The organism is Comamonas sp. A23 (assembly GCF_004522605.1).
In the GTDB taxonomy this organism is placed as follows: Bacteria; Pseudomonadota; Gammaproteobacteria; order Burkholderiales; family Burkholderiaceae_C; genus Comamonas; species Comamonas thiooxydans.
Map to the genome: position 1 here is coordinate 387,786 of NZ_RSDT01000002.1, position 26,420 is coordinate 414,205.

22 protein-coding genes are annotated in these 26,420 nt (G+C 63.0%); 9 read left to right on the top strand and 13 right to left on the bottom strand.

The genetic code is table 11. The features are described 5' to 3' along the window. Positions 1-71: 71 nt before the first annotated feature. The 3 genes from ileS (at position 72) to EIC84_RS06245 (ending at position 5,776) form a co-directional block, all read left to right on the top strand. On the top strand, positions 72-2,927 hold the full coding sequence (gene ileS, locus EIC84_RS06235; RefSeq protein WP_003066136.1) for an isoleucine--tRNA ligase: 2,856 nt from the start codon (positions 72-74) through the stop codon (positions 2,925-2,927). A 117-nt stretch (positions 2,928-3,044) separates the two neighbouring features. Further along, complete coding sequence (gene lspA / locus EIC84_RS06240) at positions 3,045-3,560, top strand: signal peptidase II (RefSeq protein ID WP_003066135.1); 516 nt, start codon at positions 3,045-3,047, stop codon at positions 3,558-3,560. Positions 3,561-4,111: 551 nt separating this feature from the next. Continuing rightward, positions 4,112-5,776, top strand: coding sequence for a Na/Pi cotransporter family protein (locus tag EIC84_RS06245; RefSeq protein WP_034362175.1), 1,665 nt, complete (start codon positions 4,112-4,114; stop codon positions 5,774-5,776). Between the two features lie 13 nt (positions 5,777-5,789). Here the strand turns inward: EIC84_RS06245 and EIC84_RS06250 are convergent, their stop codons facing one another. After that, positions 5,790-6,605 (bottom strand): DUF4743 domain-containing protein, encoded by an 816-nt coding sequence (locus tag EIC84_RS06250; protein WP_003066129.1) that lies wholly within the window; start codon positions 6,603-6,605, stop codon positions 5,790-5,792. Positions 6,606-6,754: 149 nt separating this feature from the next. Between EIC84_RS06250 and EIC84_RS06255 the strand changes: the two genes are divergently transcribed. Continuing rightward, positions 6,755-7,654 carry a DMT family transporter gene (locus EIC84_RS06255; protein ID WP_003066127.1) on the top strand — a complete coding sequence of 300 codons (900 nt, stop codon included), beginning with the start codon at positions 6,755-6,757 and terminating at the stop codon, positions 7,652-7,654. A gap of 66 nt (positions 7,655-7,720) precedes the next feature. Here EIC84_RS06255 and EIC84_RS06260 read toward each other — a convergent pair whose 3' ends face one another. From EIC84_RS06260 to EIC84_RS06300, 9 genes are all read right to left on the bottom strand, one after another. Continuing rightward, positions 7,721-8,518, bottom strand: coding sequence for an SDR family oxidoreductase (locus EIC84_RS06260; RefSeq protein ID WP_003066126.1), 798 nt, complete (start codon positions 8,516-8,518; stop codon positions 7,721-7,723). A gap of 106 nt (positions 8,519-8,624) precedes the next feature. Next, entirely contained in the window at positions 8,625-9,932 is a 1,308-nt protein-coding gene (locus EIC84_RS06265; protein ID WP_034356463.1) for a DUF3422 family protein, read from the bottom strand. A gap of 126 nt (positions 9,933-10,058) precedes the next feature. Next, positions 10,059-11,570, bottom strand: a complete 1,512-nt coding sequence (locus EIC84_RS06270) for a tripartite tricarboxylate transporter permease (protein ID WP_003066124.1) — start codon at positions 11,568-11,570, stop codon at positions 10,059-10,061. A 15-nt stretch (positions 11,571-11,585) separates the two neighbouring features. Then, positions 11,586-12,074 (bottom strand): tripartite tricarboxylate transporter TctB family protein, encoded by a 489-nt coding sequence (locus tag EIC84_RS06275; RefSeq protein ID WP_003066123.1) that lies wholly within the window; start codon positions 12,072-12,074, stop codon positions 11,586-11,588. Positions 12,075-12,265: 191 nt separating this feature from the next. Next, a complete protein-coding gene (locus EIC84_RS06280) occupies positions 12,266-14,068 on the bottom strand; it encodes a GspE/PulE family protein (RefSeq protein ID WP_003066122.1) in 1,803 nt (600 codons plus the stop codon). A gap of 106 nt (positions 14,069-14,174) precedes the next feature. After that, complete coding sequence (locus EIC84_RS06285; RefSeq protein ID WP_003066121.1) at positions 14,175-14,546, bottom strand: FlxA-like family protein; 372 nt, start codon at positions 14,544-14,546, stop codon at positions 14,175-14,177. Positions 14,547-14,613: 67 nt separating this feature from the next. Further along, on the bottom strand, positions 14,614-15,477 hold the full coding sequence (locus tag EIC84_RS06290; RefSeq protein WP_003066120.1) for a hypothetical protein: 864 nt from the start codon (positions 15,475-15,477) through the stop codon (positions 14,614-14,616). A gap of 15 nt (positions 15,478-15,492) precedes the next feature. Next, the gene (locus EIC84_RS06295; protein WP_003066118.1) at positions 15,493-16,029 is read right to left on the bottom strand and encodes a DNA-deoxyinosine glycosylase; all 537 of its coding nucleotides are present in this window, start codon (positions 16,027-16,029) and stop codon (positions 15,493-15,495) included. Between the two features lie 100 nt (positions 16,030-16,129). Further along, positions 16,130-16,951, bottom strand: a complete 822-nt coding sequence (locus EIC84_RS06300; protein WP_034362191.1) for a TatD family hydrolase — start codon at positions 16,949-16,951, stop codon at positions 16,130-16,132. 169 nt (positions 16,952-17,120) lie between these two features. On the opposite strand from EIC84_RS06300, the gene EIC84_RS06305 reads away from it, so the two are divergent. Then, positions 17,121-18,545, top strand: a complete 1,425-nt coding sequence (locus EIC84_RS06305) for a methyl-accepting chemotaxis protein (RefSeq protein ID WP_003066114.1) — start codon at positions 17,121-17,123, stop codon at positions 18,543-18,545. 88 nt (positions 18,546-18,633) lie between these two features. Here the strand turns inward: EIC84_RS06305 and lolD are convergent, their stop codons facing one another. From lolD to EIC84_RS06320, 3 genes are all read right to left on the bottom strand, one after another. After that, a complete protein-coding gene (gene lolD, locus EIC84_RS06310; RefSeq protein WP_003066112.1) occupies positions 18,634-19,323 on the bottom strand; it encodes a lipoprotein-releasing ABC transporter ATP-binding protein LolD in 690 nt (229 codons plus the stop codon). Beyond that, positions 19,316-20,569, bottom strand: coding sequence for a lipoprotein-releasing ABC transporter permease subunit (locus tag EIC84_RS06315; protein ID WP_003066109.1), 1,254 nt, complete (start codon positions 20,567-20,569; stop codon positions 19,316-19,318). Before EIC84_RS06315 ends, lolD begins: the two co-directional genes overlap by 8 nt. A gap of 78 nt (positions 20,570-20,647) precedes the next feature. Then, positions 20,648-21,118: a MarR family winged helix-turn-helix transcriptional regulator gene (locus EIC84_RS06320; RefSeq protein WP_003066107.1), complete on the bottom strand. Its 471-nt coding sequence runs from the start codon at positions 21,116-21,118 to the stop codon at positions 20,648-20,650. 159 nt (positions 21,119-21,277) lie between these two features. Here EIC84_RS06320 and EIC84_RS06325 point away from each other — a divergent pair, with 159 nt between their 5' ends. Genes EIC84_RS06325 through recJ form a run of 4 tightly spaced genes read left to right on the top strand, consistent with a single transcriptional unit; the run spans position 21,278 to position 26,409 of the window. Further along, positions 21,278-22,279 (top strand): tripartite tricarboxylate transporter substrate binding protein, encoded by a 1,002-nt coding sequence (locus tag EIC84_RS06325; RefSeq protein WP_003066105.1) that lies wholly within the window; start codon positions 21,278-21,280, stop codon positions 22,277-22,279. Next, the gene (locus tag EIC84_RS06330) at positions 22,276-23,649 is read left to right on the top strand and encodes a sulfatase (RefSeq protein WP_003066104.1); all 1,374 of its coding nucleotides are present in this window, start codon (positions 22,276-22,278) and stop codon (positions 23,647-23,649) included. The genes EIC84_RS06325 and EIC84_RS06330 overlap by 4 nt, the downstream gene beginning before the upstream one ends. A gap of 52 nt (positions 23,650-23,701) precedes the next feature. Beyond that, positions 23,702-24,673, top strand: coding sequence for a hypothetical protein (locus EIC84_RS06335; RefSeq protein WP_003066103.1), 972 nt, complete (start codon positions 23,702-23,704; stop codon positions 24,671-24,673). Next, a complete protein-coding gene (recJ, locus tag EIC84_RS06340) occupies positions 24,670-26,409 on the top strand; it encodes a single-stranded-DNA-specific exonuclease RecJ (RefSeq protein WP_003066101.1) in 1,740 nt (579 codons plus the stop codon). Before EIC84_RS06335 ends, recJ begins: the two co-directional genes overlap by 4 nt. The last annotated feature ends 11 nt before the right edge of the window (positions 26,410-26,420 follow it).

Here is a 26,420-nt window from a genome sequence, read left to right on the forward strand (position 1 = left end):
CACTGGCGCTCACCTCACCATTCACGCCCAGGCAGAACTGCCCGGGCATTGCATTGCTTTCAAGGTTTCCCATGTCTGATTCGAAGTCCAACAAGCCCGAAGCGTCCGCTTACCGCGCCACGCTGAACATGCCCGACACCCCTTTCCCCATGCGCGGCGATCTGCCCAAGCGCGAACCCGCCTGGGCCAAGGAATGGGATGACCAAGGCATCTACAAGAAGCTGCGTGACGCCCGCAGCGGCGCGCCCAAGTTCATCCTGCACGACGGCCCTCCATACGCCAACGGCAAGCTGCACATCGGCCATGCGGTGAACAAGATCCTCAAGGACATGATCGTCAAGAGCCGCCAGCTCGAAGGCTTCGACGCGCTCTACGCACCGGGCTGGGACTGCCACGGCCTGCCCATCGAGAACGCCATCGAGAAACTGCATGGCCGCAACCTGCCACGCGACGAGATGCAGGCCAAGAGCCGCGCCTTTGCCGCCGAACAGATTGAGCAGCAGATGGTGGACTTCAAGCGCCTGGGCGTGCTCGGCGACTGGGATCACCCCTACAAGACCATGAACTACGCCAACGAAGCCGCCGAGCTGCGCGCCTTGAAGAAGGTGATGGAGCGTGGTTTTGTCTACCGCGGCCTCAAGCCCGTTTACTGGTGCTTTGACTGCGCCTCCTCGCTGGCCGAGTTCGAGATCGAATACGCCGACAAGCAAAGCCAGACCCTGGACGTGATGTTCCCCGCTGCCGAGCCAGCCAAACTGGCCGCAGCATTCGGCCTGGACAAGCTCGACAAGGAAGCCTTCATCGTCATCTGGACGACGACAGCCTGGACCATCCCCGCCAACCAGGCACTGAACGTCAACCCCGATCTGGAATACAGCCTGGTGGACACCGAGCGCGGTCTGCTGATCGTGGCCTCCGCCCTGGTCGAGAAATGCCTGGCCCGCTGGAAGCTGGAGGGCCGCGTGCTCGCCACCGCCAAGGGTGAGAAGCTCGACCACATGCCCTTCAAGCACCCTCTGGCCCATGTGGACAAGGGCTTTGACCGCATCTCGCCCGTGTACCTGGCCGAATACGCCACCGCCGACGACGGTACCGGTATCGTGCATTCGGCCCCGGCCTATGGCGTGGACGACTTCAACAGCTGCATGTCCAACGGCATGGACTACAAGCAGATCCTGAACCCCGTGCAGGGCAACGGCGTGTACGCGGCCGACCTGCCCATGTTCGGCGGCCAGCATATCTGGAAGGCCGTGCCCGTCATCCTCGACGCCCTGAAGGTCGCGGGCCGCCTGATGGACACCACCACCATCAGCCACAGCTATCCGCACTGCTGGCGCCACAAGACGCCCGTCATCTACCGCGCTGCCGCCCAGTGGTTCATCCGCATGGACGAAGGCGAAGGCGTGTTCACCGATCCCGCGCAAAAGCCCGAGAAGACCCTGCGCCAGATCGCGCTGGACGCCATCGAGCAAACCAACTTCTACCCACAAAACGGCCAGGACCGCCTGCGCGCGATGATCGCCGGCCGTCCCGACTGGTGCATCTCGCGCCAGCGCAGCTGGGGCGTGCCCATCCCCTTCTTCCTGCATGTGGACACGGGCGCTCTGCACCCCCGCACCATGGAGATCATCGACCAGGCGGCCGCCATGATCGAGCAAGGCGGCATCGAGGCCTGGAGCCGCGTCAGCACCGAAGATATCCTGGGTGCCGAAGAGGCCAAGAGCTACACCAAGAGCACCGATATTCTGGAAGTCTGGTTCGACTCCGGCTCCACCTTCTGGCATGTGCTGCGCGGCACCCACCCAGAGCACCACCACGACAAAGGCCCCGAGGCCGATCTGTACCTGGAAGGCCACGACCAGCACCGCGGCTGGTTCCACAGCTCGCTGTTGCTGGCGTCGGCCATCTTCGGCCGCGCGCCCTATCGCGGCCTGCTGACCCATGGCTTCACCGTGGACGGCCAGGGCAAGAAGATGTCCAAGTCGCTGGGCAACACCGTGGCCCCGCAGGACGTGTCAAGCAAGATGGGTGCGGAAATCATCCGTCTGTGGGTGGCCTCGACCGACTACTCGGGCGACCTGGGCATCGACGACAAGATCCTGGCCCGCGTGGTGGACGCCTATCGCCGCATCCGCAACACGCTGCGCTTCCTGCTGGCCAACACCAGCGACTTCGACGCGAGCAAGGACGCCGTGGCCTACGGCGAGATGCTGGAGATCGACCAGTTCGCGCTGGCCCGCTCGGCCCAGCTGCAGCAGGAAATCCTGGCCCACTACAAGGTCTACGAATTCCACCCCGTCGTCGCCAAGCTGCAGCTGTTCTGCTCCGAAGACCTGGGCGGCTTCTACCTGGACGTGCTCAAGGATCGCCTCTACACCAGTGCCCCCAAGAGCCTGGCACGCCGCTCGGCCCAGACCGCGCTCTACCAGATCACCCAGGCGCTGCTGCGCTGGATGTCGCCCTTCCTGTCCTTCACGGCCGAGGAAGCCTGGAAGATCGTGGGTCACAGCGAATCCATCTTCCTGGAGAAGTTCACCGAGCTGCCTGCCGGCGACGAAGGCCTGCTGGCCAAGTGGACGCGCCTGTGCGAGATCCGCAACCAGGTCAACAAGGACATCGAAGTGGTGCGCACCACCGGCGCCGTGGGCTCCTCCCTGCAGGCCGAAGTCACGCTCACGGCCGAGCCCGAAGACCTGGCCCTGCTGCAAAGCCTCAAGGACGATCTGAAGTTCGTCTTCATCACCTCGGCAGCGACTGCCGTGGCCGGCGATGCGCTGACCACTACCGTGAAGGCCAGCGAGCATGCCAAGTGCGAGCGCTGCTGGCACTACCGCGAAGACGTGGGCGTGAACCCCGAGCACCCCTCGATCTGCGGCCGCTGCGACAGCAATCTGCACGGCACGGGCGAAGTCCGCACCAAGGCTTGAGTCTTCAAAAAGTGAGCTGCCAACGTATGCTGGCAGCCATTTTCAGCATTTATTCTTGCTGAAATCCTTTTGAGTCAAGCGCTAACCGCTATCAAAAAACCTTAGCAAAGAGCTGCCATGAGCAACACCCAGACCTCCTCCGCAGGCCTTGGCCGTATCTGGCCCTGGCTGCTGTGGGCGCTTGTCATCATCGGCGTGGATCAGGTCACCAAGCAGATGATTCTGAGCCACTACCAGTATGGGGACTGGACTCCCATCACCGGCTTCTTCAACATCGTGCGCGCGCACAACACGGGCGCCGCCTTCTCCTTCCTTGCGGGCGGCAGCGGCTGGCAGCGCTGGCTGTTCGTGGCCATCGGCGTGATTGCCACCGTGCTCATCGTCTGGCAGCTGCGCAAGCACCCTGGCGAGAAGATGTTCTGCCTGTCGCTGTCCAGCATTCTGGGCGGGGCCATCGGCAATGTGGTGGACCGCCTGCAGCACGGCTATGTGGTGGACTTCCTGGACTTCTACTGGGGCAGCAGCCACTTTCCGGCCTTCAACGTGGCCGACATGGGCATCACGCTGGGCGCCATACTGCTGATCCTGGATGAGGTTTTGCGCGCAAAACGCGCCAAGAACCAGAGCGTGTAAGCGCCAGTCGCTTTCCATCGGCAAGGCCCGCTGCCTCTCTAGCAGACAGCGGGCCTTGCTTATTCCGCCCCGCTCCGGCAGGATTCGGCCGACTCGTAGACGGGCTCGGCAGCACCTTCAGGCATATCGCGCTGAATATGGCTGCCCGCAGACAAGATGATGCCGCCCCGGACCGCGGACTGAACCAGCGTGGAGATGGACAGCAATACCGCCAGCACCCATTGCTAGATGCGCAGCGGCCGCCTGGGCTTGCCGCGCCGCAAATGCCATACCTGCCATGGCTGCCAGCAACATCAAAAGAAAGCTCACCGCAGCAGCACCGGGCATGGCAGGAATCATGAACCCGCCTTTTTAATAGCATCGAACGCAATACCGATATACGGAAAACTCGGTCGCCTCTGAAATCTCATCCGTAGAAACGATGTTTCGAATAATTCGTTTTTGTTCTATTGTGTTCCTTATTCCGCACTTATTTGTGCGTGAAGAGTGAGCCATCGGGGCAGACCGGCCTCACTCAGGGGTATATTAGATCGCTCCTTCGCGGGCAGAACATGAAGCATTTATTGAATCTTTTAGCAGCCATTGCCCTCTTGATCTGGGGCTCTCAGATGGTTCGCACCGGCGTTCTGCAGGTCTTCGGCGCAAACCTGCGCAACATTCTCGCCCGCAGCATGAGCAACCGTTTCTCGGCAGCACTATCTGGCATGGGCGTCACGGCCCTGGTGCAATCAAGTACGGCCACCTCGCTGATGACCTCGTCCTTTGTAGGCCAGGGTCTGATCACCCTGCCCTCGGCCCTGGCCGTGATGCGCGGTGCCGATGTCGGCACGGCTCTGATGGCCGTGCTGTTCTCCACCGATCTTTCTTGGCTGTCGCCGCTGTTCATCTTTGTCGGCGTGGTGCTCTATATCTCGCGCAAGGACTCCAAGCCCGGTCGTATCGGCCGCGTGCTCATCGGCCTGGGCCTGATGCTGCTGGCCCTGCGCCTGGTGGTGGAAGCCACCGAGCCCCTGCTGCAGGCCCCTGCCGTGCGCACCCTGCTGGCCTCGGTCAGCAGCGATCTGTTCATGGAATTGCTGCTTGGTGCGGTACTGGCCGTGCTGGCCTACTCCAGCCTGGCCGTGGTGCTGCTGATTGCGGCCATGGCCAGCTCCGGCGCCATTCCGCTGGATGTGGCTCTGGGCCTGACCCTGGGCGCCAATCTGGGCAGCGGCCTGGTCGCGGCGCTCACCACCGCCAAATCGGCGGTGGAGGAGCGCCAGGTCACCATAGGCAATCTGCTGTTCAAGATCATGGGCGTGGCCATCGTCGCGCCCTTTATCGGGCTGTGGTCGCAGTACGCCCAGCCCTATCTGGCCAACGCCGGCCAGAACGTGGTGATGTTCCATCTGGCGTTCAATATCTTCAACAGCCTGTGCTTCATCGGCCTGACCCAGCTCGTGGCCCGCTGGGTGACTGCCATGCTGCCCAAGCCCGAGGAAGAAAGTGCGGCCAAGCTGCTGCGCCCACGCCACCTGGACCCCTCGGCCCTGTCCACCCCTTCGCTGGCCATCACCTGTGCCGTGCGCGAGTCACTGCATCAGGCCGACGTGGTGGAGTCCATGCTGATCGGCCTGCAAAAAGTGGCTGAAACCGACGATGCCAAGCTCTCCGAGGAAGTGCGCCACCTGGAAGGCACGGTGGACGATCTGTACTCGGCCATCAAGTACTACATGACCAAGATCTCGCGCGCCGAACTCGACGAGCGCGAAGGTCAGCGCTGGACGGAAATCATCAGCTTCACCATCAATATGGAGCAGATCGGCGACATCATCGAGCGCGTGCTGCTGGATCTGGAAGACAAGAAGATCAAGAAGGGCCGCCAGTTCTCGGCCGCCGGAAAACAGGAAATTCACGAGCTGACCCAGCATCTGCTGGACAATCTGCGCCTGGCCATGAGCGTCTTCCTCAACGGCAATGTGCGCGAGGCGCAAAAGCTGCTCGAGGAAAAAGCGCGCTTTCGCGATCTGGAACTGGCCTACTCGGCCACCCATCTGGAGCGCCTGTCGCAGCACACGGTTTCGAGCATAGAGACCAGCTCCCTGCATATCGACATGATCAGCGACCTCAAGCGCATCAACTCGCTGCTGTGCTCGGTGGCCTACCCGATTCTCGAGCAGGCCGGAGCCCTGGCGCCCAGCCGGCTCAAGTCCACCGCACTGGAGAACCAGCGCTAGCTGCTCTGCCGCCCTACCATCCCATGTAGGCGGCAAGCACCAGGGAGGCCTCGGGGGTGAAACGCCCCTGCAGCATCCAGCCCTGGACCTCGGTCAGCTCCAGCCGCTCGAAACGCTGTACCTCGCCATCCTGATTCACAGGCTGCAGCGCATCGGGCACCAGGGCCGAGAACCAGTCTATGCGCTCGACCATATAGCCCTGTCCCTCTGCTTCGTCGCTGGGTCTTGCGAACATCACATTTCCGCCGTGCCGAAGCTCGCCGAGTTCTGCCACATGCAGACCGGCCTCCTCCCAGGTTTCACGCGCCAGTGCCTCGACCAGACCATCTGTCGCCGAGACCATGCCGCCCATCAAGGTATCCCACATGCCGGGGTTGTTGGCCTTGTCCTCCGAGCGCTGCTGCACCCAGATCAAGCCATCCGCGCAAACGCCCACCAGATGCACGGCTCTGGTGGCAATGCCCAGCGGCCGCACGGCACCACGCTCGACGGTGGCCAGTTGCCGGCCCTCGGCATTGCAGACCGCCAGTTGTTCGTTGCGCCAGGCACCGGCAAGACCGGCGCTGCGCATGGCCTGTGCCAGCCGGTTCAGATTGTCCGTCGCCCCGCCCTGGCCTTCCAGCCGCCATTGCCCGGCCAGCAGCCTCAGCGCTATTCCGTGGGCCACCAGCAGATCAGACCCCAGCTTGCGCGCAAAGTCTTCCTCGATACTGCCGATCTGCTGATCATCAATGCACAGCGGCTGGCGCGGGCGCAGAGGCTGCCTGCTGGCCATGGCCTGCTGTGCCTGCAGCCATTGCTGCTGGAGCGACGTGGTTTGCTGCTTCATGAAAAATCTCCCAAGCCTGCATTGTGCTCAGCTTCGCAAAACGGGAAGGCTTGCATCACTATTGATGCTCGCCAGTTTGGCGGCAACAGCCGCTGGCGCAGGACGCGGCAGGTCCAGAGGCCAGCTGCCGCGCGTTACAGTGACAACCCATGAATTCCCCCCTGAAACCCGCCACGGTGGCCATGCTCAGCCTGGCTCCGGCACTTTGGGCCGGCAATGCCATCGTGGGCCGCCTCGCTCACGATCTGATCTCGCCCTTTGCACTCAACTTCCTGCGCTGGTGCATCGCCTTTGTGCTGCTGTTGCCACTGGCATGGCGGGTGCTGCGCAAGGACAGTCCGATCTGGCCGCTGTGGCGGCAGTACATGCTGCTGGGACTGCTTGGCATAGGCTGCTACAACGCCTTGCTGTACTTGGCGCTCAAGACCTCGACCCCGCTGAACGTGACGCTGGTGAGCTCGAGCATGCCGGTCTGGATGCTGGCCATAGGCCGGCTGTGCTGGGGCATTCGCATCAGCCGCCGGCAGATGGGCGGGGCTTTGCTGTCGGTGCTGGGCGTGGCGGTGGTGATGTCGCGCGGCGACTGGCAGACGCTGCTTGCTCTGCGCTTTGTGCCCGGCGACCTGTTCATGGTGCTGGCGACGATTGCCTGGGCCTTCTACACCTGGCTGCTGTCGCGCAGCACCGGCCCCCAGGAAGTGAAATCGCACTGGGCCAGCTTTCTGCTCGCACAGATCGTTTTCGGCCTGCTCTGGTCCGGCCTTTTCACGAGCGGCGAAGCCTTGCTGGGCGAGTTCCGCCTGGTGCCGGGATGGCCGCTGCTGGGCAGCCTGCTGTTCATCGCCGTGGGCCCGGCCATTCTGGCCTACCGCTTCTGGGGCATGGGCGTGCAGCGCTCCACGCCCGCCATTGCGGGCTTCTTCGGCAATCTGATTCCGCTGTTCACGGCCCTGCTGTCGATTCCCGTGCTCGGCGAAACCCCGCACCTCTACCACGCGCTTGCGTTTGCGCTGATCGTGACCGGCATCGTCGTGTCATCCCGCAAATAAGCGGCTTCCCACCCAGACAAAAGCCCCGCATTGCGGGGCTTTGTCGTTTCAGCACTCGATCACGGATCAGTAAGTGCCGGGATACAGACCGCCGTCGGGCAGGATGTTCTGGCCCGTCATATAGCCGGCCTGGCGGCTGCACAGGAAGGCACAGATGGCGCCGAACTCTTCGGCCGTGCCAAAGCGCTTGGCAGGGATCTGGGCAGCCTGCGCCTGGCGCACGGCATCCAGGTCCTGGCCGCTCTTGTTGGCCGCGGCTTGATGGGTTGCCACCAGACGGTCGGTGTCGAACTTGCCGGGCAGTATGCTGTTAATGGTGACGCCCTTGGCGGCGATGCCCGAACGCGCCAGGCCGGCCACAAAGCCCGTCAGACCGCTGCGTGCACCGTTGGACAGGCCCAGGATGTCGATGGGCGCCTTGACCGCGCTCGAGGTGATGTTGACGATGCGGCCGAAGCCACGCGCAGCCATGCCATCCACCGTAGCCTTGATCAGCTCGATGGGGGTCAGCATATTGGCGTCCACCGCCTTGATCCAGGCCTCACGATCCCAGGTGCGGAAGTCGCCGGGAGGCGGGCCACCGGCGTTGGTCACGACGATGTCGTAGTCCTTGCCCGGGCCGCCGGCGGCTTCGAACACTGCGGTGCGGCCTTCTGGCGTGGTGATGTCTGCGGCGACACCGATGACCTTGATCTGAGGAGCAATGGCTTGCAGCTTCTGCACGGCCAGCTGCAATGCCTGGTCGTTTCTGGCGTTGATGACCAGATTCACTCCCTCTTCGGCCAGAGCCTTGGCACAGCCAAAACCCAAACCCTTGCTGGCGCCGCAGACCAGAGCCCAGCGCCCGGCGATACCAAAGTCCATGTCAGTGTCCTTTCACACAGTTTCCAAGCCGGACAAACTGCCCGACGCTATCAAAATCAATAACCGCTAGAGCTTTATCAGAAAGCGCTGGCATCCAATTTCATGCTCAATGACTGCGACCATGAAACAGCTTGTGGTGCAGCCTGCGCAGCGACCACCAGACGCCCAGTGCCACAACCGGAATGGCCACGGCCGCCGTCGACTCGGGCGACCAGGGCCAGCCCAGCTTCTGCCCGCCCTTGGCCAGATAGCTGATCAGGCCGGTGATGTAGTAGGTGATGGCCGCGACCGACAGGCCTTCCACCGTGGACTGCAGCTTGAGCTGGGTGCCCTGGCGGTCGTTCATCGTGCCCAGCAGCTGCTGGCTGCTTTGCTGCTGCTCGATCTCGACGCGCGTGCGCAACAGACTGCTGACACGGGAGACTCGCTCGGACAGCGCATTCTGACGGCGTGTCGCCCATTCGCAGGTGGCGCGCGCAGGTGTAAGTCGCCGGTCCATGAATTCACGGATGGTCTGGATGCCATCCACCCGCGTCTCCTGAATTTCCTGAATACGCCTGTCTACCAGCTCGAAATAGGCGGAACTGGCCGAAAAGCGCGAATGCGTGGCCGCATATTCGCTCTCCACCTGGCCGGCCAAGCGGGTCAGTCGGTCCAGCAGCGCCGGTTCGGTGTCGCGGTCGGCAGCGCGAATGGCATTGGCCAGCTCGGCCAGTTCACGCTCGGCTGTGGCCAGCACGGCTGCAGCCTTGCGTGCGGCCGGCAAACCCAGCAACGCCGCCATGCGATAGGTCTCGATCTCCAGCACGCGCTGCACCAGACGGCCCAGGCGGCGCGGGGACAGATCGGCACCGGCGAGCAGCAGCATGCGCGAGAAGCCGTCAGGGTGAATCGCAAAGTCGGTAAAGATGGCCCCCGCACCGCCGGAGACGCGCGAGCCGACCAAAGTATCGGCTTGCAGCATGTGGCGCATCAGATATTGCGGGTCCACATCCTGCTCGTTCAGCGCCCACAGGTGCAGGCTGCTCAGGCACTGCCCTGGCAGGGTTGCCAGCCAGTCGCGCGGAACGGCGTCGATGGCTGTCTCGGGCTCGCGCACATCGGCCACGCCGGCTTGCGCCATGGGCGTGGTGAAGGTCCAGGCCACGAACTCGGTGTGCTGCTCCCAACGCAGGCGAAACGCACCCAGGTCGATCAGCACATGGGTGGTTGCCGCATCGGGCAGAGGGCGATGGTGGTTGCGCAGCAGGGCCGCCACATGCTCGCGGCTGGCTTCACGCTGTGCCGCATCGGTGAGCATCACGATATGCGTGATGGCCAGAGGGGCCTGCATGATTTCCGCAGGACGGGCATGAATTTCGTTGTGCAGCAAGACCCGCTGAGGGTGCTGCGCGGGCAATAAAGACAAGGCCATGCAATCTTTCGAATAACTGCAGCTATTTTGCCGCCCTAATCCATAGTCCCAGAAACAAAGGTCCTCATATAAAAAAAGCGGCCCCGGAAGGGCCGCTTTAACGATGATCAGCGATCAGGTTGACGATCAGTCTTCCACGAAAGCTTCTTCACGCTTGTTCTTCACTGCGGGCATCAGCACGATCACCAGCAGCACCACGGCAGCAGCCAGCAGGCAGGCGGAGATGGGGCGGGTCACGAACACGGACCAGTCACCACGCGACAGCAGCAGGGCACGGCGCAGGTTTTCTTCCATCATCGGGCCCAGGATGAAGCCCAGCAGCAGAGGAGCAGGTTCGGTACCCAGCTTGTGGAACACATAGCCGATGAAGCCGAAGATACCGACCATCCACACGTCCCAGACGTTGTTGTTGGTACCGTACACGCCGATCGCGCAGAACAGCACGATGGACGGGAACAGCCAGCGATAAGGCACGGTCAGCAGCTTGATCCAGACGCCGATCAGCGGCAGGTTCAAGATGATCAGCATCAGGTTGCCAATCCACATGGAGGCGATCAGACCCCAGAACAGTTCGGGGTTGCTGGTCATCACCTGAGGACCGGGCTGGATGTTGTGGATAGTCATGGCACCCACCATCAGCGCCATCACGGCGTTGGGAGGAATACCCAGGGTCAGCAGAGGAATGAACGATGTCTGAGAGCCGGCGTTGTTGGCGGATTCAGGAGCGCACACACCACGGATATTGCCTTGACCGAAAGGAACTTCGCCGGGCTTCAGCTTGGTCTTCTTTTCGATGGTGTAGGCAGCGAAGGCCGACAGCATGGCACCGCCACCGGGCAGGATACCCAGGGCCGAACCCAGAGCCGTACCGCGCAGCATGGCTGGCAGCATGCGCTTGAAGTCTTCGCTTGTGGGCAGCAGACCCGTCACCTTGGCAGCGAACACTTCGCGCTCGTCGTCGGGCTTGGACAGGTTGGCAATGATTTCGCCGTAGCCGAACACACCCATGGCGATCACGACGAAGTCGATGCCGTCGGTCAGTTCAGGAATGTCGAAGCTGTAACGAGCCACACCGGAGTTCACGTCGGTTCCGACCATGCCCAGCAGCAGACCCAGCACGATCATGGCGATCGCCTTGAGCAGCGAACCGGAAGCCAGCACCACGGCACCGATCAGACCCAGGGTCATCAGCGAGAAGTATTCAGCGGGGCCGAACTTGAAAGCCACTTCGGTCAGGGGTGGAGCGAAGGCAGCCAGGATGACGGTGCCCACGCAGCCGGCGAAGAAGGAGCCGATACCAGCCGCTGCTAGCGCAGGGCCTGCTCGACCTTTTCGCGCCATCTGGTAGCCGTCGATCACGGTCACCACCGACGAGGATTCACCTGGCAGGTTCACCAAAATGGCAGTGGTGGAGCCACCGTACTGGGCGCCGTAGTAGATACCGGCCAGCATGATCAGCGCCGCCACGGGGGGCAGAGCGTAAGTGGCGGGCAGCAGCATGGCGATGGTCGCCACGGGGCCAATGCCGGGCAGCACGCCGATCAGCGTACCGAGCAAACAGCCCACAAAGCAGTAGATCAGGTTCTGGAACGTGAAAGCCACGCCAAAACCCGTCGACAAGTTCTGAATCAGATCCATGGACGATGCTCCTGATTAGCCTGCAATGAAGCTAGGCCACACTGGGAACTGCAGATTCAGCGCCCACACGAAAGCGAAATAGCTACCCACTGCCAGCACGGTGGCCAGGATTGCTGTTTCCTTGAAGTTGAAACTATGACCGCCCAGGCTGGCGATGAAGACCAGCGCATAGATAGCGATGATCAGACCGAACTGAGGGATACCCACAGCAGGCACGCCCACCAACAAGATGCCGAAGGCAAAGTTGGCTGCCAGGATGAAGAACACCTGCCTCCAGGCCCACTTACCGATCTTGTCACCACCTTCGGGGCCCTTGGTCAGGCCGCCGACGCAGATGGCTGCACCCAGGATGGCCATGAGCACACCCAGGATCAGAGGGAAGTAACCTGGACCCATACGGGCGCCGGTGCCAATGGTGTAGTTGGAAGCGCCGATCGCAAATGCGAGACCGACGGCCAAGAACATCAGACCGGAGAAAAAGTCTTTTTGGCTCTTGATTTTCACAAAACGTCTCCTTACGGAAATCACGACTTGGCGATTCTCGTTTCATAGAAATGCCAAATTGATGTGGATTCCACCTACAGAGGGCATACCCTAATGCCGACGCTTTGTACACATTTACCGCATTCAACCCAGGCCAATACCGACCTTCTCTTACTGCACCAAACCAGAAGCAAGCACCAACACACAGCCTTTCAGATTTCGCTCATCAGCGGCGTGCAGGCCAGCACCTCGGGCAAGGTGGTCACGCCCTCGGCAACGCGCAAAGCCCCGGCCAGGCGCAGAGGACGCATGCCGTCCTGCACGGCCTGACGGCGCAGAACGTCCATCGACGGGGCATCGTGAATCTGCTTCTTGAGGGCCTCGGTCACCATCAGCAACTCGTACAGACCCATGCGGCCGCGGTAGCCTGTCATGCGGCAGTCCTCACAGCCCACGGGCTTGTAGGGCTGGTAGCTGCCGGTCAGTTTCCAGGGCTTGACCGATTCGGCCAGATCCTCGGGCTTTGCGTCTTCATCGCGCACCTTGCAGCTGGAGCACAGCGTACGCACCAGACGCTGGGCCAGCACGCCCAGCAAGGTGGCGTTGATCAGATAGGAGGGCACGCCCAGCTCCATCAGGCGGCTGACGGCGCTGGGCGCATCGTTGGTGTGCAGCGTGGAGAAGACCAGGTGGCCGGTCAGTGCGGCCTGCACCGCCATCTCGGCAGTGGCCAGATCGCGAATCTCGCCCACCATGATGATGTCCGGGTCCTGACGCATCAGCGCACGCAGGCCCTCGGTGAAACCGAAGTCGAGCTGGGGCTGAACCTGGGTCTGATTGAAGCTGGGCTCGATCATTTCGATGGGGTCTTCCACCGTGCTGACATTGACCTCCTCGGTCGCCACACGCTTGAGCGTGGAGTACAGCGTGGTGGTCTTACCCGATCCCGTGGGGCCGGTGACCAGAATGATGCCGTGCGGGCGCTTGACCAGATCTTCCCAGCGCTGCGCGTCATGGGCACTGAAGCCCAGCGCATCCAGGTTCTTGACCGTGTTCTCCGGGTCGAAGATACGCATCACCATCTTCTCGCCAAAGGCCGTGGGCAAGGTGGACAAGCGCATTTCCACTTCCTCGCCGCGCGGGTTGCGCGTCTTGATGCGGCCATCCAGCGGGCGGCGCTTTTCCACCACATCCATGCGCCCCAGCAGCTTGACGCGCGCCACCATGGCATTCAGCACGCCCATGGGCATTTGGTAGACCGGATGCAGCACGCCATCGATGCGAAAGCGGATCACGCCCTGCTCGCGCCTGGGCTCCAGATGAATGTCGCTGGCCCGCTGGTCGAAGGCATACTGCCACAGCCAGTCCACCACGCGCACCACGCCCTGGTCGTTGGCATCGAGCTGCTTGTTGCTTTTGCCCAGCTCCACCAGCTGTTCAAAACTGGCGCCGCCGGTCGCGCCACCGGCTTTCTCCGCCGCACGCACGGACTTGGCCAGGGCGAAGAACTCTGCCGTATAGCGCTTGATATCCTGCGGATTGGCCACCACGCAGCGCACGCTGCGGCGTGCCTGCCGCTCCACCTCGCTCACCCAGTCGCTGATGAAGGGCTCGGCCGTGGCAATCACCACCTCCTTGGCGGTCACCTGCACGGGCAGTACCTTGTGACGCTCGGCGTAGCTGGCGCTCATGACCTCACCCACGCGGCCCACATCCACACGCAGCGGATCGATGCGCAGATAGGCCAGACCGCTGCGCTGTGCCAGATACTGGGTCAGGGTCTCCAGATCCAGCGGCTGACGCGTCTGGGCGCTGACAACACCGACATTGGCGAGCCGCACCAGCGGCAGCTGCGCGCTCTCCGCGGCCGAGCAGCGCGCAACCGTGCGCTCGGCCTCCTGCGCCGTGATCACAGCGTCTTCATGCAACCATTGCACCAGCTTGCGCCAGTCCAGCGGTCCCTGGTATTGAGCAGGCTTGATGGACTGGGACAGAAGGGATTCAGTCAATGACATGGGCGGCAGTGGCAACAAAACTGCCTTGACTGTACCGCCATCGGCCCACGCTCCTGACTAGGACGATATAAAGCAGGCGGACGATGGCATTCATCTCTGATGCAGCTCAGGCGTATTCGTCCAGCAGTCCGCCCAGGCCGCCCTGGCCACCCTGGCCCAGATTGCCGCTACTTCTGCTCTGCATCTGCTCATCCTGCTTTTGCTGGACTGCCTCCGTCCCGCGCTGGGCAGCCTGCTGGGCTTGCTGTGTCTGCTGGTTCTGCAAGGCCTCTATCTGGGCCTGCAACATCTGGATCTTGGTCTGCAGCAGTTGTGCCTGCTGCTCCTTGGTTTTGGCATCAGCGTCGCTGTTGGCAACTTCCTTGAGTTCGTTGGTGGCATCCTTGATCTGCCTTTGCAGCTGCTGGATACGCAATGCCGCGCCGGCCCCCGAAGAGGCTGAGCCGGCATAACTGGATGAGATGGCACTGATCGTCATAGCCACATCATCGGCACAAAACCTCCACCCTCAAGGCCTGCACCATCAATTTACTCAGGCTTTGCAATTACACGGTAGCGCCCCGGCCGATGCGGCTGACTTTGGCTTTGCCCGTCTTGCTGCCTGCTTCTGCATCGCGTGCCGGCACAAACACCTTGGCCCAGCGGGTGGTGTTCAAGTCCCAACGGGCCTGCACCTGATCGCAGGCCAGATCCAGCTCCGCGCCCTGCAGCACACGCGGCGTGCGCTGTGCCAGCACCACGGTATTGCCTTCGCGTGTGGGGCGGAAGGCCCAGAGAGCGTCCTCGCCAAAAGCCTGGGCCATCTGATCCAGGCTTTTGTCAAAGCTTGAGGAGCGGCCAAAGAGGTTGACGGTCATGATGCCGTCCTCGGTCAGCAGATTGCGGCAATCGGCATAGAACTCGGCGCTGTCGAGCACGGGAGCCGCCGCTTCGTGATCGTACAGATCGACGGCCAGCGCATCGACAGTGCCCTGCCATTCGGGCTTTTTGATTTCCTGGGCTGCATCGGCCAGCACCACCTGCAGCGTGCTGCTGTCGGGCGGCAGCTTGAACCAGCTGCGGCACACGGCCAGGACCTGAGGGTTCAGCTCGACCGCCGTGGTCTTCATGCGCAGTTTCTTGTGACAGAACTTGGTGATGGCGGCCGCTCCCAGACCCAGTTGCATGGCGTGCATCCGGGGCACTTCAGCAGGCTCGGCAAACAGCAGCCAGCCCATCATGCGCTGCACATACTCCAGATCGATATCAAAAGGATCGCGAATACGCATGGAGCCCTGCACCCAGGGCGTGCCCAGATGCAGATAGCGGATATCGCCGTCGTCGGAGACGCTGACTTCGGGCAGCTCCTGCACGCTGGCCAGATTCTTGTCTTGCGCGGATTTAGCACCGCCACGGGTTTTACGGATCACGTTTCACACCAATCTTCAAAGCAGGCCATGGGCCGCCAGCGCATGGCGCCAGGCCTGCAGTTTTCTATCGAACGACCAGCCGGCATTGGCCGGGCTGGTGGATGGCAGCTTGAGGGCGATCAGCCCCAGTGCCTCGGTCTGACGGGCATGCTTGTAGCTCTCGCCGCCGTTGTGCAACGCCAGTTGCAGATCAGGGCAGCGCTGACGCAGTCCGGCAAAGTCGTTGACCTGTGCCGCGCGAATGGCGCTGTCCAGACTGCCTTCGCGCTCGCAGCTCGCATACACATCCCACAGACCCAGCCCGCGTGCCAGCAGCCATTCGCAGCGGCCCGCATAATCACTACGTGGCGGCTGCAGATGCTGGGGCCACAAGGCCTGCAGCAGCGGCCAGAACTGGTTTTGCGGATGGGCGTAGTACTGGGCCTGCTGCAGCGACTTCATGCCCGGAAAGCTGCCCAGCACCAGGGCCCGCGTGCGGCCATCGGCCACCGCAGCCAGCCCCTGCCAGCGCGGGCCTGTCTCTGTCACGGTGGCAGAAGAATCCTCGGTCATGCCCTATTGTCGCCGAGCCATCATCATCCTGGATCTTGGGCTGACATTCAAAAAGATGAGCATGAGCCTCTTTGCCTGCAAAGGATAGCTACTGCCCCATCTACGGCAGTGCCGGCAGCCCTTTGAGCGCCTTACGTGCATTGGCCGTGCAGGCCTGCGCCAGCTGCTCAATGCCCATGCCGCGCAGCCGCGCGATCTCCGCCGCAATGCGCGGCAGCTCGGCGGAGCTGTTGCGCCCTTGGGGCTGACCGGCCGCACGCTGTTCGGCCGTGGTATAGAGCCAGTGCGGCGGAATATCGGGAGCGTCGGTTTCCAGAACCAGCGCCTCCAGCGGCAGGCTGGCCGCCAGCTCACGCAGCTTGAGCGCGCGCTCATAGGTGATGGCACCGCCAAAGCCCAGCTTGAAGCCCATATCGATGAAGGCCTGCGCCTGCTGGGCGCTGCCGTTGAACGCATGGGCAATGCCACCCACAACCCTGTGCTGACGCAAGGTCTTGAGCAGACGATCGCTGCTCTTGCGCACATGCAGGATCACGGGCAACTCGAACTCGCGTGCCAGCCGGATCTGCTGTTCGTAGAACCAGATCTGGCACTGTTCGTCCAGTCCGGGGACAAAAAAGTCGAGACCGATTTCACCCACCGCCACCAGTTGCGGGTCGCCGCGCTGCTGATTCAGCAACTCGCGCAGCGCCGCGATATCGGACTCCTGCGCGCCGGGCGTGTAGAGCGGATGAATGCCCAGCGCATAGCTGTCGCCATGGCGATGGGCAAGTGCAATCACATCCTGCCAGTGGCTGCGCTGTACGGCAGGAATGACCAGATGCGTGACGCCTGCGGCCTGCGCAGCGGCGCGCACGGCATCTCTGTCAGGTGCGAACTCGGGCGCATCCAGGTGGCAATGGGTATCTATCCAGGTTGGCATCCACACATCATGCATCGGCTGGGCTGCTTGCGCAGCCCAGCCTCGGCCGATGACACGTCAAGTGACTACAGACAGTTTCCTGTCTTGTCCTACGATTCACATATTGAAACAAATAAAACATTAAGCAACTTCACCCCCTACCCTGCGCGACCGGCCAAAGGAGCATGTTATGACGGGACTTCTGCAAAGCACGCTCTGGCAACGCCTGAGCCAAAGTCATCAGCGCGCCGACATGCAGGGCAAGCTGGCCGCGCTGGATCAGGTGCAGTCCGTGATCGAATTCGATCTGCAAGGTCATGTGCTGACGGCCAATGACAACTTTCTGCGCACCATGGGCTATAGCCCTGAACAGATCATCGGCCAGCATCACCGCATGTTCGTCGATGAGGAAACCCGCGGCTCTGTCGAGTACGCCCAGTTCTGGCAGCGCCTGGCAGCGGGTCTGCACGACAGCGGACGCTACCGCCGCATCAACAGCCAGGGCGAGGATGTGTGGCTGCAGGCCAGCTACAACCCGATCTTCGACAGCCAGGGCCAGCCGCGCAAAGTCATCAAGTACGCCACCGACATCACCGAGCAGCAACAGCACGAAGACGATGCCCGCGGCCAGCTCCAGGCCATTGCCAAGGTGCAAGCCATCATCGAGTTCGATCTGAACGGCAACATCCTCACGGCCAACGATCTGTTCCTGCAGACCATGGGCTACTCCCTCGCCGAAGTCGTGGGCAGGCACCACAGCATGTTCGTCCAGCCGCACGAGCGCCAGTCCCCGGCCTATCAGCATTTCTGGCACAAGCTGGCACTGGGCCATCATGATGCCGGCCAGTACCTGCGCATAGGCAAGGCCGGCCGCCAGGTCTGGATCGAAGCCAGCTACAACCCCATACTCGACGCCGAAGGGCGCCCCTTCAAGGTCGTCAAGTTCGCCACCAACATCACACGCCGCGTGACCGCAGCCCAAACCCTGCGTGCCACGGTGGAAGGTCTGACCGAAAGCGCCAACCATGCGCGCCAGGCCAACGAGCTGGCCCAGGACGCCTGCAGCGTGGCTGAGGCCGGCGGCCGCACCGTGCAGGATGTGGTGACCACCATGGAATCCATCAGCGCCAGCTCGCGCAAGATCAGCGACATCATCGGCATGATGGACTCCATCGCCTTCCAGACCAATCTGCTGGCGCTCAACGCCGCCGTGGAAGCGGCCCGCGCCGGCGACCAGGGGCGCGGCTTTGCCGTGGTGGCCAATGAGGTGCGCCAGCTGGCCCAGCACAGCGCCGAAGCCGCCAAGGAGATCAAGCAGCTGATCCAGACCTCCGTCACCCAGGTCACCCAGGGGGTGAACCAGGTGCGTGAGGCCGGCACCACCATGGCCGAGATCGTGAACTCCTCGCGCCAGGTCACGCAGATCATGGGCGAGGTGGTGCAGACCTCGCTGGCCCAGTCCGCCAGGCTGCGCGAGGTCACCGACGATCTGACGGCGCAGGATGTTTCAGCCAATCCAGGCTCGGTCAAGCCGCGCCCTGCCGTGCCGCAGCAGGCTTCGGCCCGTGAGCAGGCCACGATCGCCATCCGGAACGCGGCGGTCAGCGCTTATTGAAAAAGGAAAAGCGCCCCAGGCACTTCATGAAAAAGGCCCGGCGCTGCAAAGACAGCGACCGGGCCTTTGCCCGTCGGCAGGCAGGAGATCAGGCCAGCTGTCCCTGCCCCAGCCTGACCATGCGATCGCAACGCGCGGCCAGTCCTTCGTCATGAGTGACCATCACAAACGCCGTGCCATGGCTGCGCGCCAGCTCCAGCATCAGCGCAAACACCGTATCGGCCGTGCCGCGATCCAGATTGCCCGTGGGCTCGTCGGCCAGCACGCAGGCCGGACGCGTGACCAGGGCACGTGCAATGGCCACGCGCTGACGCTCGCCGCCCGACAGCTCGGCCGGGCGATGCGCCATGCGCTGGCCCAGGCCCACGGCGCGCAGCATCTCGGCCGCGCGATCCATGCAGTCCTCCTTGGCATCGCGGCGAATGCGCAGCGGCATGGCCACATTCTCCTGGGCCGAGAACTCGGCCAGCAGGTGGTGGAACTGGTAGATAAAGCCCAGATGCTGGTTGCGCAGCGCACCCTGCTTTTGCGGGCTGAGCTGGTGCAAGGGCTGGCCCATGAGGCTGACGCTGCCGGTGGAGGGTGCATCCAGCCCGCCCAGCAAGTGCAGCAAGGTGGATTTGCCCGAACCCGAGGCTCCGACAATCGCCAGTGTCTCGCCCGCCTGAACCTGCAGATCCACTCCCTGCAGCACGGTCACATCCAGCTTGCCTTCGGCAAAGCGCTTGGTCAGGCCGCGTGCCTCCAGCACGCTCTGGCCCATCACAACATCATTCATAACGCAGTGCCTCCGCAGGGTTCACGCGGCTGGCACGCCAGCTGGGGTAAATCGTGGCCACAAAAGAAAGAATCAGGGAGATCACGGCAATCGGCACGATGTCCGTGGACTGCGGCTCGCTGGGCATCTTGCTGATCAGGTAGATGTCCTTGGGCAGGAAATTGGCATGCAGCGCCTGCTCTATGGCCGGCACGATGACGTCGATATTGAAGGCAATCGCCAGCCCCAGCGCCAGACCGGCCAAGGTACCGATGACGCCGACCATGGCTCCCTGCACCATGAAGATGCCCATGATGGACGAGGGCGAGGCCCCCAGGGTACGCAGGATGGCAATATCGGCACGCTTGTCCTGCACGCTCATCACCAGGGTGGACACCAGATTGAAAGCCGCCACGGCCACGATCAGGGTCAGGATGATGAACATCATGCGTTTTTCGAGCTGCACGGCGGCAAACCAGGTCTTGTTCTGCTGCGTCCAGTCACGGATGAACAAACGGTCCGTCAAGGTGTCAGCGAGTTCATGCGCCACGCGCGGGGCCTCGTGCAAATCCTTGAGCTTGAGGCGAATGCCGGTCGGCCCTTCCAGACGGAAGATGCGCTGCGCATCCTCGTAATGCATCATCACCAGTGCCGAGTCATATTCGTAGTGACCGGAATCGAAGGTGCCGGCCACCGTCATCTGCTTCATACGCGGCAGCACGCCGGCCGGAGTGACCTGTCCGCTGGGAGCGATCAACGTGATCACATCGCCTTCGCTCACACCGAGATTGCGCGCCAGCTCGATGCCAAGCACCACCTTGAACTCGCCAGGCACCAGACGCTTGAGCACCTCGCCGCTGGTGGCCGCCAGATCGGTCACCTCGCCCTCACGCGCCGGATCGATACCGCGCACCAAGGCGCCTTTCATATCCTCGCCGCGCGCCAGCAAGGCCTGAGCCGCCACAAAAGGCGCAGCCCCCACCACATCGGGGTTGGCTCTGGCCTCGCGCATGGTGCGCTCCACATCAGGCAGAGGCGCGCCCTGCGGGGCGTAGATTTCCACATGGGAGACGACGCTGAGCATGCGATCCCGCACTTCCTTCTGGAAGCCGTTCATCACGCTCAGCACAATGATCAGCGCCGCCACGCCCAGCGCAATGCCAAGCATGGAGACACCCGAGATAAAGGAGATGAAGCCATTGCGGCGTGTGGCGCGCCCTGCACGGGTATAGCGCCAGCCCACGGCCAGTTCGTAGGGAAATTGCATGTTGCCAGCATTGTGGCATTGCCGGCAATGCCCTGCCGGCGGCGCCAGCCTTATGCAATTTGACTGCCCCCCGACCCTCTATCGAGGCGGCCTGCTGCGCCCTATGCGCGGCAGATCCGCGTATTGCTCGTGCTGCTCCAGCGTCACCGCATGGGCCTGAAGCTTGGCCAGCAGACCGTCAAACAAGGCCAGCTCTTCATCGCTGAGGACGGACACGATGTCGGCATGAATCTTGACCATCTCGGGCAGGATCAGGCCGTACATGCGCCGCCCCTCATCGGTCAGATAAATGGCCACGCGCCGACGGTCTCCATCCAGAGGCTTGCGCAGCACCCAGCCTTTTTCCTCCAGGCCGCTGAGCGCCCGCGAAGTGCGCGCCCTGTCCAGCTGCACCTTCTGCGCCAACTTGGAGGACAGCAAACCCTCCTCGGTCGCCAGCGTCGCCATCACGCCCCATTCCCGGCGCGTCAGGCCGAAGCGGGCCTCGCACATGCGCATGGCCATGCCGCCCGCCACGCCAAAGAAGCGGCTGATGCGAAACAGCAGCATCTGCTGAATGGAGGTGGGTTGTCGGGTATTCACGGGGATGAGTTGATTAGATCAATTGTGGATGTCACTTCTACAGTGTGCATTCCCAATACAGAGACAAGGGAAGTGCCGGGGATTTTCGCAAATGCCAGCACTTTCCTCAGACCAGAGAGTGATTCCATGGCCCGCCTGACTGCACCCCGCCGCCTTCTTCAAACCAGCCTGGCTCTGCTGCTGGGCTGCTCCGCCTTCGCCTCCCAGGCCCAGTCTGCCGATGGCGCAGCCGTCGCCGCCTGGCCTCACAAGCCAGTTCGGCTGATAGCAGCCTTCGCTCCCGGTGGGGCTGTGGACATACTGGCGCGCGGCGTCGGAGAAGTGCTTCAACGTGAGACCAAGCAGCCATTCGTTGTTGAAAACCGCACCGGCGCTGGCGGCAATATAGGAGCCGATTACGTCGCCAAGGCTGCCGCCGACGGATACACCATGCTGATCGGCCTGGACACGAGCTTCACGGTCAACCCGCTGATCTACAAAAGCATGCCGTTCAAAAATGGCGACCTGCGTCCTGTCATGGTGTTCGCCTCGCAAGGCATGCTGATGGCCGTCAGTCCCAAGACAAATATCAAGACACTGGAGCAGTTCATCGCCCGCGGCAAGGACAAGGGCCTGACCCTGGGGTCCGCCGGCTATGGAACCCCCGGCCATCTGGCCTCCAGCATCCTGACTTACGCCACCGGAGCCAAGGTCAACCATGTGCCCTACAAAGGCAATGCACCTGCCACGCTGGCCATGCTCTCTGGCGAGGTGGACGGCGGCGTCATCAGCTCCACCGCCATGCTGCCCCATGTGACCACTGGAAAGATCACGGCGCTGGCCGTGACCACGGCCCAGCGCAACCCCTTGCTGCCGGAAGTTCCATCCGTGGGCGAGCTCGGACATAAAGAGCTGCAGCAGGAAGTGCTTTTCGCTGCCTGGGTACCCAGCAGCACACCTGAGCCGCTGGTGCAGAAAATCCAGGCCCAGTTCGAGAAGGCCATGAAGGACGGCACTTTGCGTGAACGCATGCGTGTCAACGACATGGTCTACGAAGGGCTGACAGGCGATGCGGCCGTCAAGCGCATTCAGGCCCTGGCCGACCGCTATCGCGTCCTGGCCCAGGCCACCGGCATGAAGATGGAATGAGCGCTTGCGCCAGCCATCAACCCCATGACAACGACCCGCATTTCATGACTCGCCCCAACATCATCTTTATCGTCGCTGACGATCTCGGCTATGCCGACCTGGGCTGCTACGGCGGCCGCGATGCCGAGTTCGGCCCGGTATCCCCGGTGCTCGACCGCCTGGCGGCCAACGGCCTCAGGCTCACCCAGGGCTATGCCAATTCACCCGTGTGCTCGCCCACGCGTTTTGCCCTGGCCACGGCCCGCTATCAATACCGCTTGCGCGGCGCGGCCGAGGAGCCCATCAACAGCAAGACGCGCGGCACGCCGCTGGGCGCCAAGCTGGGCCTGCCGCCCGAAATCCCCACCGTTGCCTCGCTGCTCAAGGGCGCGGGCTATCGCACGGCACTGATAGGCAAATGGCATCTGGGCTACCCTCCCCACTTCGGTCCGCTGCGCTCTGGCTACGAGGAATACTTCGGCCCCATGTCGGGCGGCGTGGATTACTTCACCCATCTGAGCAGCTCGGGCCAGCACGATCTGTGGGTAGGCGAAGAGGAGCATCACGACGAAGGCTATCTGACCGACCTGCTGTCCCAGCGCAGCGTGGACTTCGTCAACCGCATGAGCGAGGGCAACGCCCCCTTCTTCCTGAGCCTGCACTACACGGCGCCGCACTGGCCCTGGGAAACCCGTGATGACCGTGAGGCTGCCGAGCAGTTGGGCGCCGGCATCACGCATCTGGCGGGCGGCAATATTCACCAGTACCGCCGCATGATTCATCACATGGATGAAGGCATAGGCTGGATCGTCGAAGCCCTGCGCAAGAACGGCCAACTGGACAACACGCTGATCGTCTTCACCAGCGATAACGGCGGCGAGCGCTTCTCGGACAGCTGGCCTCTCGTGGGTGGCAAGATGGATCTGACCGAAGGCGGCATCCGCGTGCCCTGGATCGCCCACTGGCCTGCCGTGATCGAGGCCCATCGCAGCAGCGCCCAACAATGCATGAGCATGGATTGGGCCGCCACGGTGCTGGATGCAGCCGGTGTGAGCGCCGATCCGGACTACCCGCTGGACGGCGTCTCCATCCTGCCCGTGCTGCGCACCGACGGTGCGGAGTTTGCCCGGCCGCTGTACTGGCGCATGCTCTACCGCAACCAGCGCGCGCTGCGCGAAGGCGAATGGAAATACCTGCGCGTGGAAGACAACGAATACCTGTTCAATCTGGCGCAGGACGAACGCGAGCGTGCCAATCTGGCCGGCCAGCACCCAGAGCGCCTGCAGGCCATGCGACAGCGCTGGGACGACTGGAATGCCGGCATGCCCGCCATTGCCGATGATGCGAGTTACAGCCTGGTCTACACCCTGAAAAATATGCCTGCGAGGTGACAAAGCACCCCGCACCATGCCCGGGCTGCGGCCATGCCCGACAATAGCGCCCATGTCTTTGACCGCGCCTTTGCTGCCTGCCGCCCAAGCCCTGGGCACAGGCGCCTCTGAAATCATTGTTGCCTATGCCAGCGGCCCTGCCGACATTCCCCTGGCATGGGACGGTTTGCAACTCCCTCACCTGCAGGCCTTGCTGGCAACGCTGGCTCCGACCACGCTGGTGCAGGGCGACGAGATGGACTTCTCCCCCCCGCATGAACGCGCCCTGGCCCGCAGCATGCAGCTGCCCGATACACCCGGGCTGATTCCCTGGGCTGCGCTGGCGGCCGGAGACAGCAGCCAGGCCTGTGCCTTCATCACTCCCTGCCACTGGCATATCACGCCGGACCAGGTCCACCAGACCGACCCGGCCAGCGCGCCACTGGACGAAGACGAATCCCGCCAGTTGCTGGCGCTGATCGCACCCTGGTTCAGCGACGACGGCATCACGCTGGAATACCTGCGTGCCGACCTCTGGCTGGCACGCGGAGCGGCCTTCAAGGACCTGGCTACCGCCTCGATGGACCGGGCACTGGGCCGCGACGTGCGCCCCTGGATGCCCGAGCCTATCCAGGGCGCCATCATCCAGCGTCTGCAGACCGAGTTGCAGATGCTGCTCTACACCCATGTCTTCAACGACCAGCGTGCCGCACGCGGTCTACCGCCCATCAACTCCTTCTGGGTACATGGCACGGGAAGCCTGAACAGCCTGCCCGCAGCGGGCCCTGCAGCAGTCTGTGTCGATGATCTGCGCCACACCGCGCTGCAGGGCAATGTGCAAGGCTGGCAAAAAGCCTGGCAGGCGCTGGACAGCGGCCTGATCGCCGAGCTGCAGCAGCGGGCTGCCCGGGGCGAGCCCGTCAAGCTCACGCTCTGCGGCGAGCGCAATGCCGTGCAATGGCAAAGCCAGCCGCGCAGCCTGCGGGACAAGATCAAGAGTGTTTTTGGCACGAAAAGATTGCCTGACCTGCGAGAGATGCTATGAAAATAATCCCCAGGTCCATTCCCGACGGCAGTGTCTCTGCACTGCTGCAGGCCAAGATTCATCCCTTGCTGGCCCAGCTCTATGCAGCGCGAGGCGTCTGCTCGGCCGACGAATTGGACGATGCCCCGGCGCGCCTGCTGCCGCCCTCGGGCCTGCGCGGCATAGATACTGCCGTGCAGCTCCTGGCCGATGCCATCACCGCGCAAAAGCGCCTGTGCATCGTCGCCGACTATGACTGCGATGGCGCCACGGCCTGCGCCGTGGGCCTGCGCGGCCTGCGCATGCTGGGCGCGGCCCATGCCGACTACCTGGTGCCCGACCGCGTGGTCGACGGCTATGGCCTGACGGCCCCCATCTCGCGCCGAGTCAAGGAGACCGGTGCCGACATGCTGATCACCGTGGACAACGGCATTGCCAGCGTCGAAGGCGTGGCCGTGGCCAAGGAGCTGGGCATGTCGGTCGTGGTGACCGACCACCATCTGCCCGGCGACCACCTGCCGCTGGCCGATGCCATCGTCAACCCCAACCAGCCCGGCTGCGAGTTCGCGAGCAAATCCATGGCCGGCGTGGGAGTCATGTTCTATGTGCTGCTGGCCCTGCGCACCGAGCTGCGCAATCGCGGCCGCTTTGACCGCCACAACCAGCCCCGTCTCGAGCAATTGCTGCCTCTGGTAGCACTGGGCACGGTGGCCGACGTGGTCAAGCTCGATGCCAACAACCGCCGCCTGGTGGCACTGGGTCTCAAGCAGATTCGCAAAGGCGTCATGCAGCCCGGCATACGCGCGCTGTTCGAGGCATCGGGCCGCCGCTTCGACATGGCCACCACCATCGACTTCGGCTTTGCCCTGGGCCCGCGCATCAATGCCGCCGGTCGTCTGGCAGACATGACCATAGGCATCGAGTGCCTGACCACGGAAGATGTCAGCCGCGCCGACAACCTGGCACGCATGCTGGACAGCATCAACCGCGAGCGCCGCGAGATCGAAGTCAGCATGCGCGAGCATGCCCTGCTCATGGCCGAAGGCCTTTGCGAGGACGGCATGACGCCGCCGCCTGCCATCAGCGTGTTCGACCCCGACTTTCACGAAGGCGTGGTCGGTGTGGTGGCCTCGCGCATCAAGGACAAGCTGCACCGGCCCACGTTTGTGTTTGCAGCCAGCGGCGCCCCGGGCAAGGAACACGAGCTCAAGGGCTCGGGCCGCTCCATTCCAGGCTTTCACCTGCGCGATGCGCTGGATCTGGTCAGCAAGCGCCACCCCGGTCTGATACTGCGTTTTGGCGGCCACGCCATGGCGGCAGGCTGCACCATCGCAGAAGCGCACTTTGACGAGTTCGAAAAGGCTTTTGCCCAGGTCGCCAGGGAATGGCTGGATGCCGCCACGCTGACGCGCAGGCTGGAGACCGATGGCCCGCTGTCGCCCCAATGGCTGGACACCGGCCTGATCGAACAAATGCAGCTGGCCGTCTGGGGCCAGGGCTTTGCCGCGCCGACTTTCAGCGAAGAGCTGGAAATCACCTCGCAGCGCCTGGTCGGTGAAAAGCACCTGAAGCTGGAGCTGCTGCACCATGGCTCCAAGATCGACGGCATCTGGTTCAACCACACCGACCCGCTGCCCTCGCGCACCACCCTGGCCTATCGCCTGGACATCAACGAATGGCGCGGCGAACGCAAGGTGCAGTTTCTCGTGGAAGCCGCACAGGACTTCGAGGGCGGTGCCGGCAACATGGGCTTCTGATCCTCGCCCCA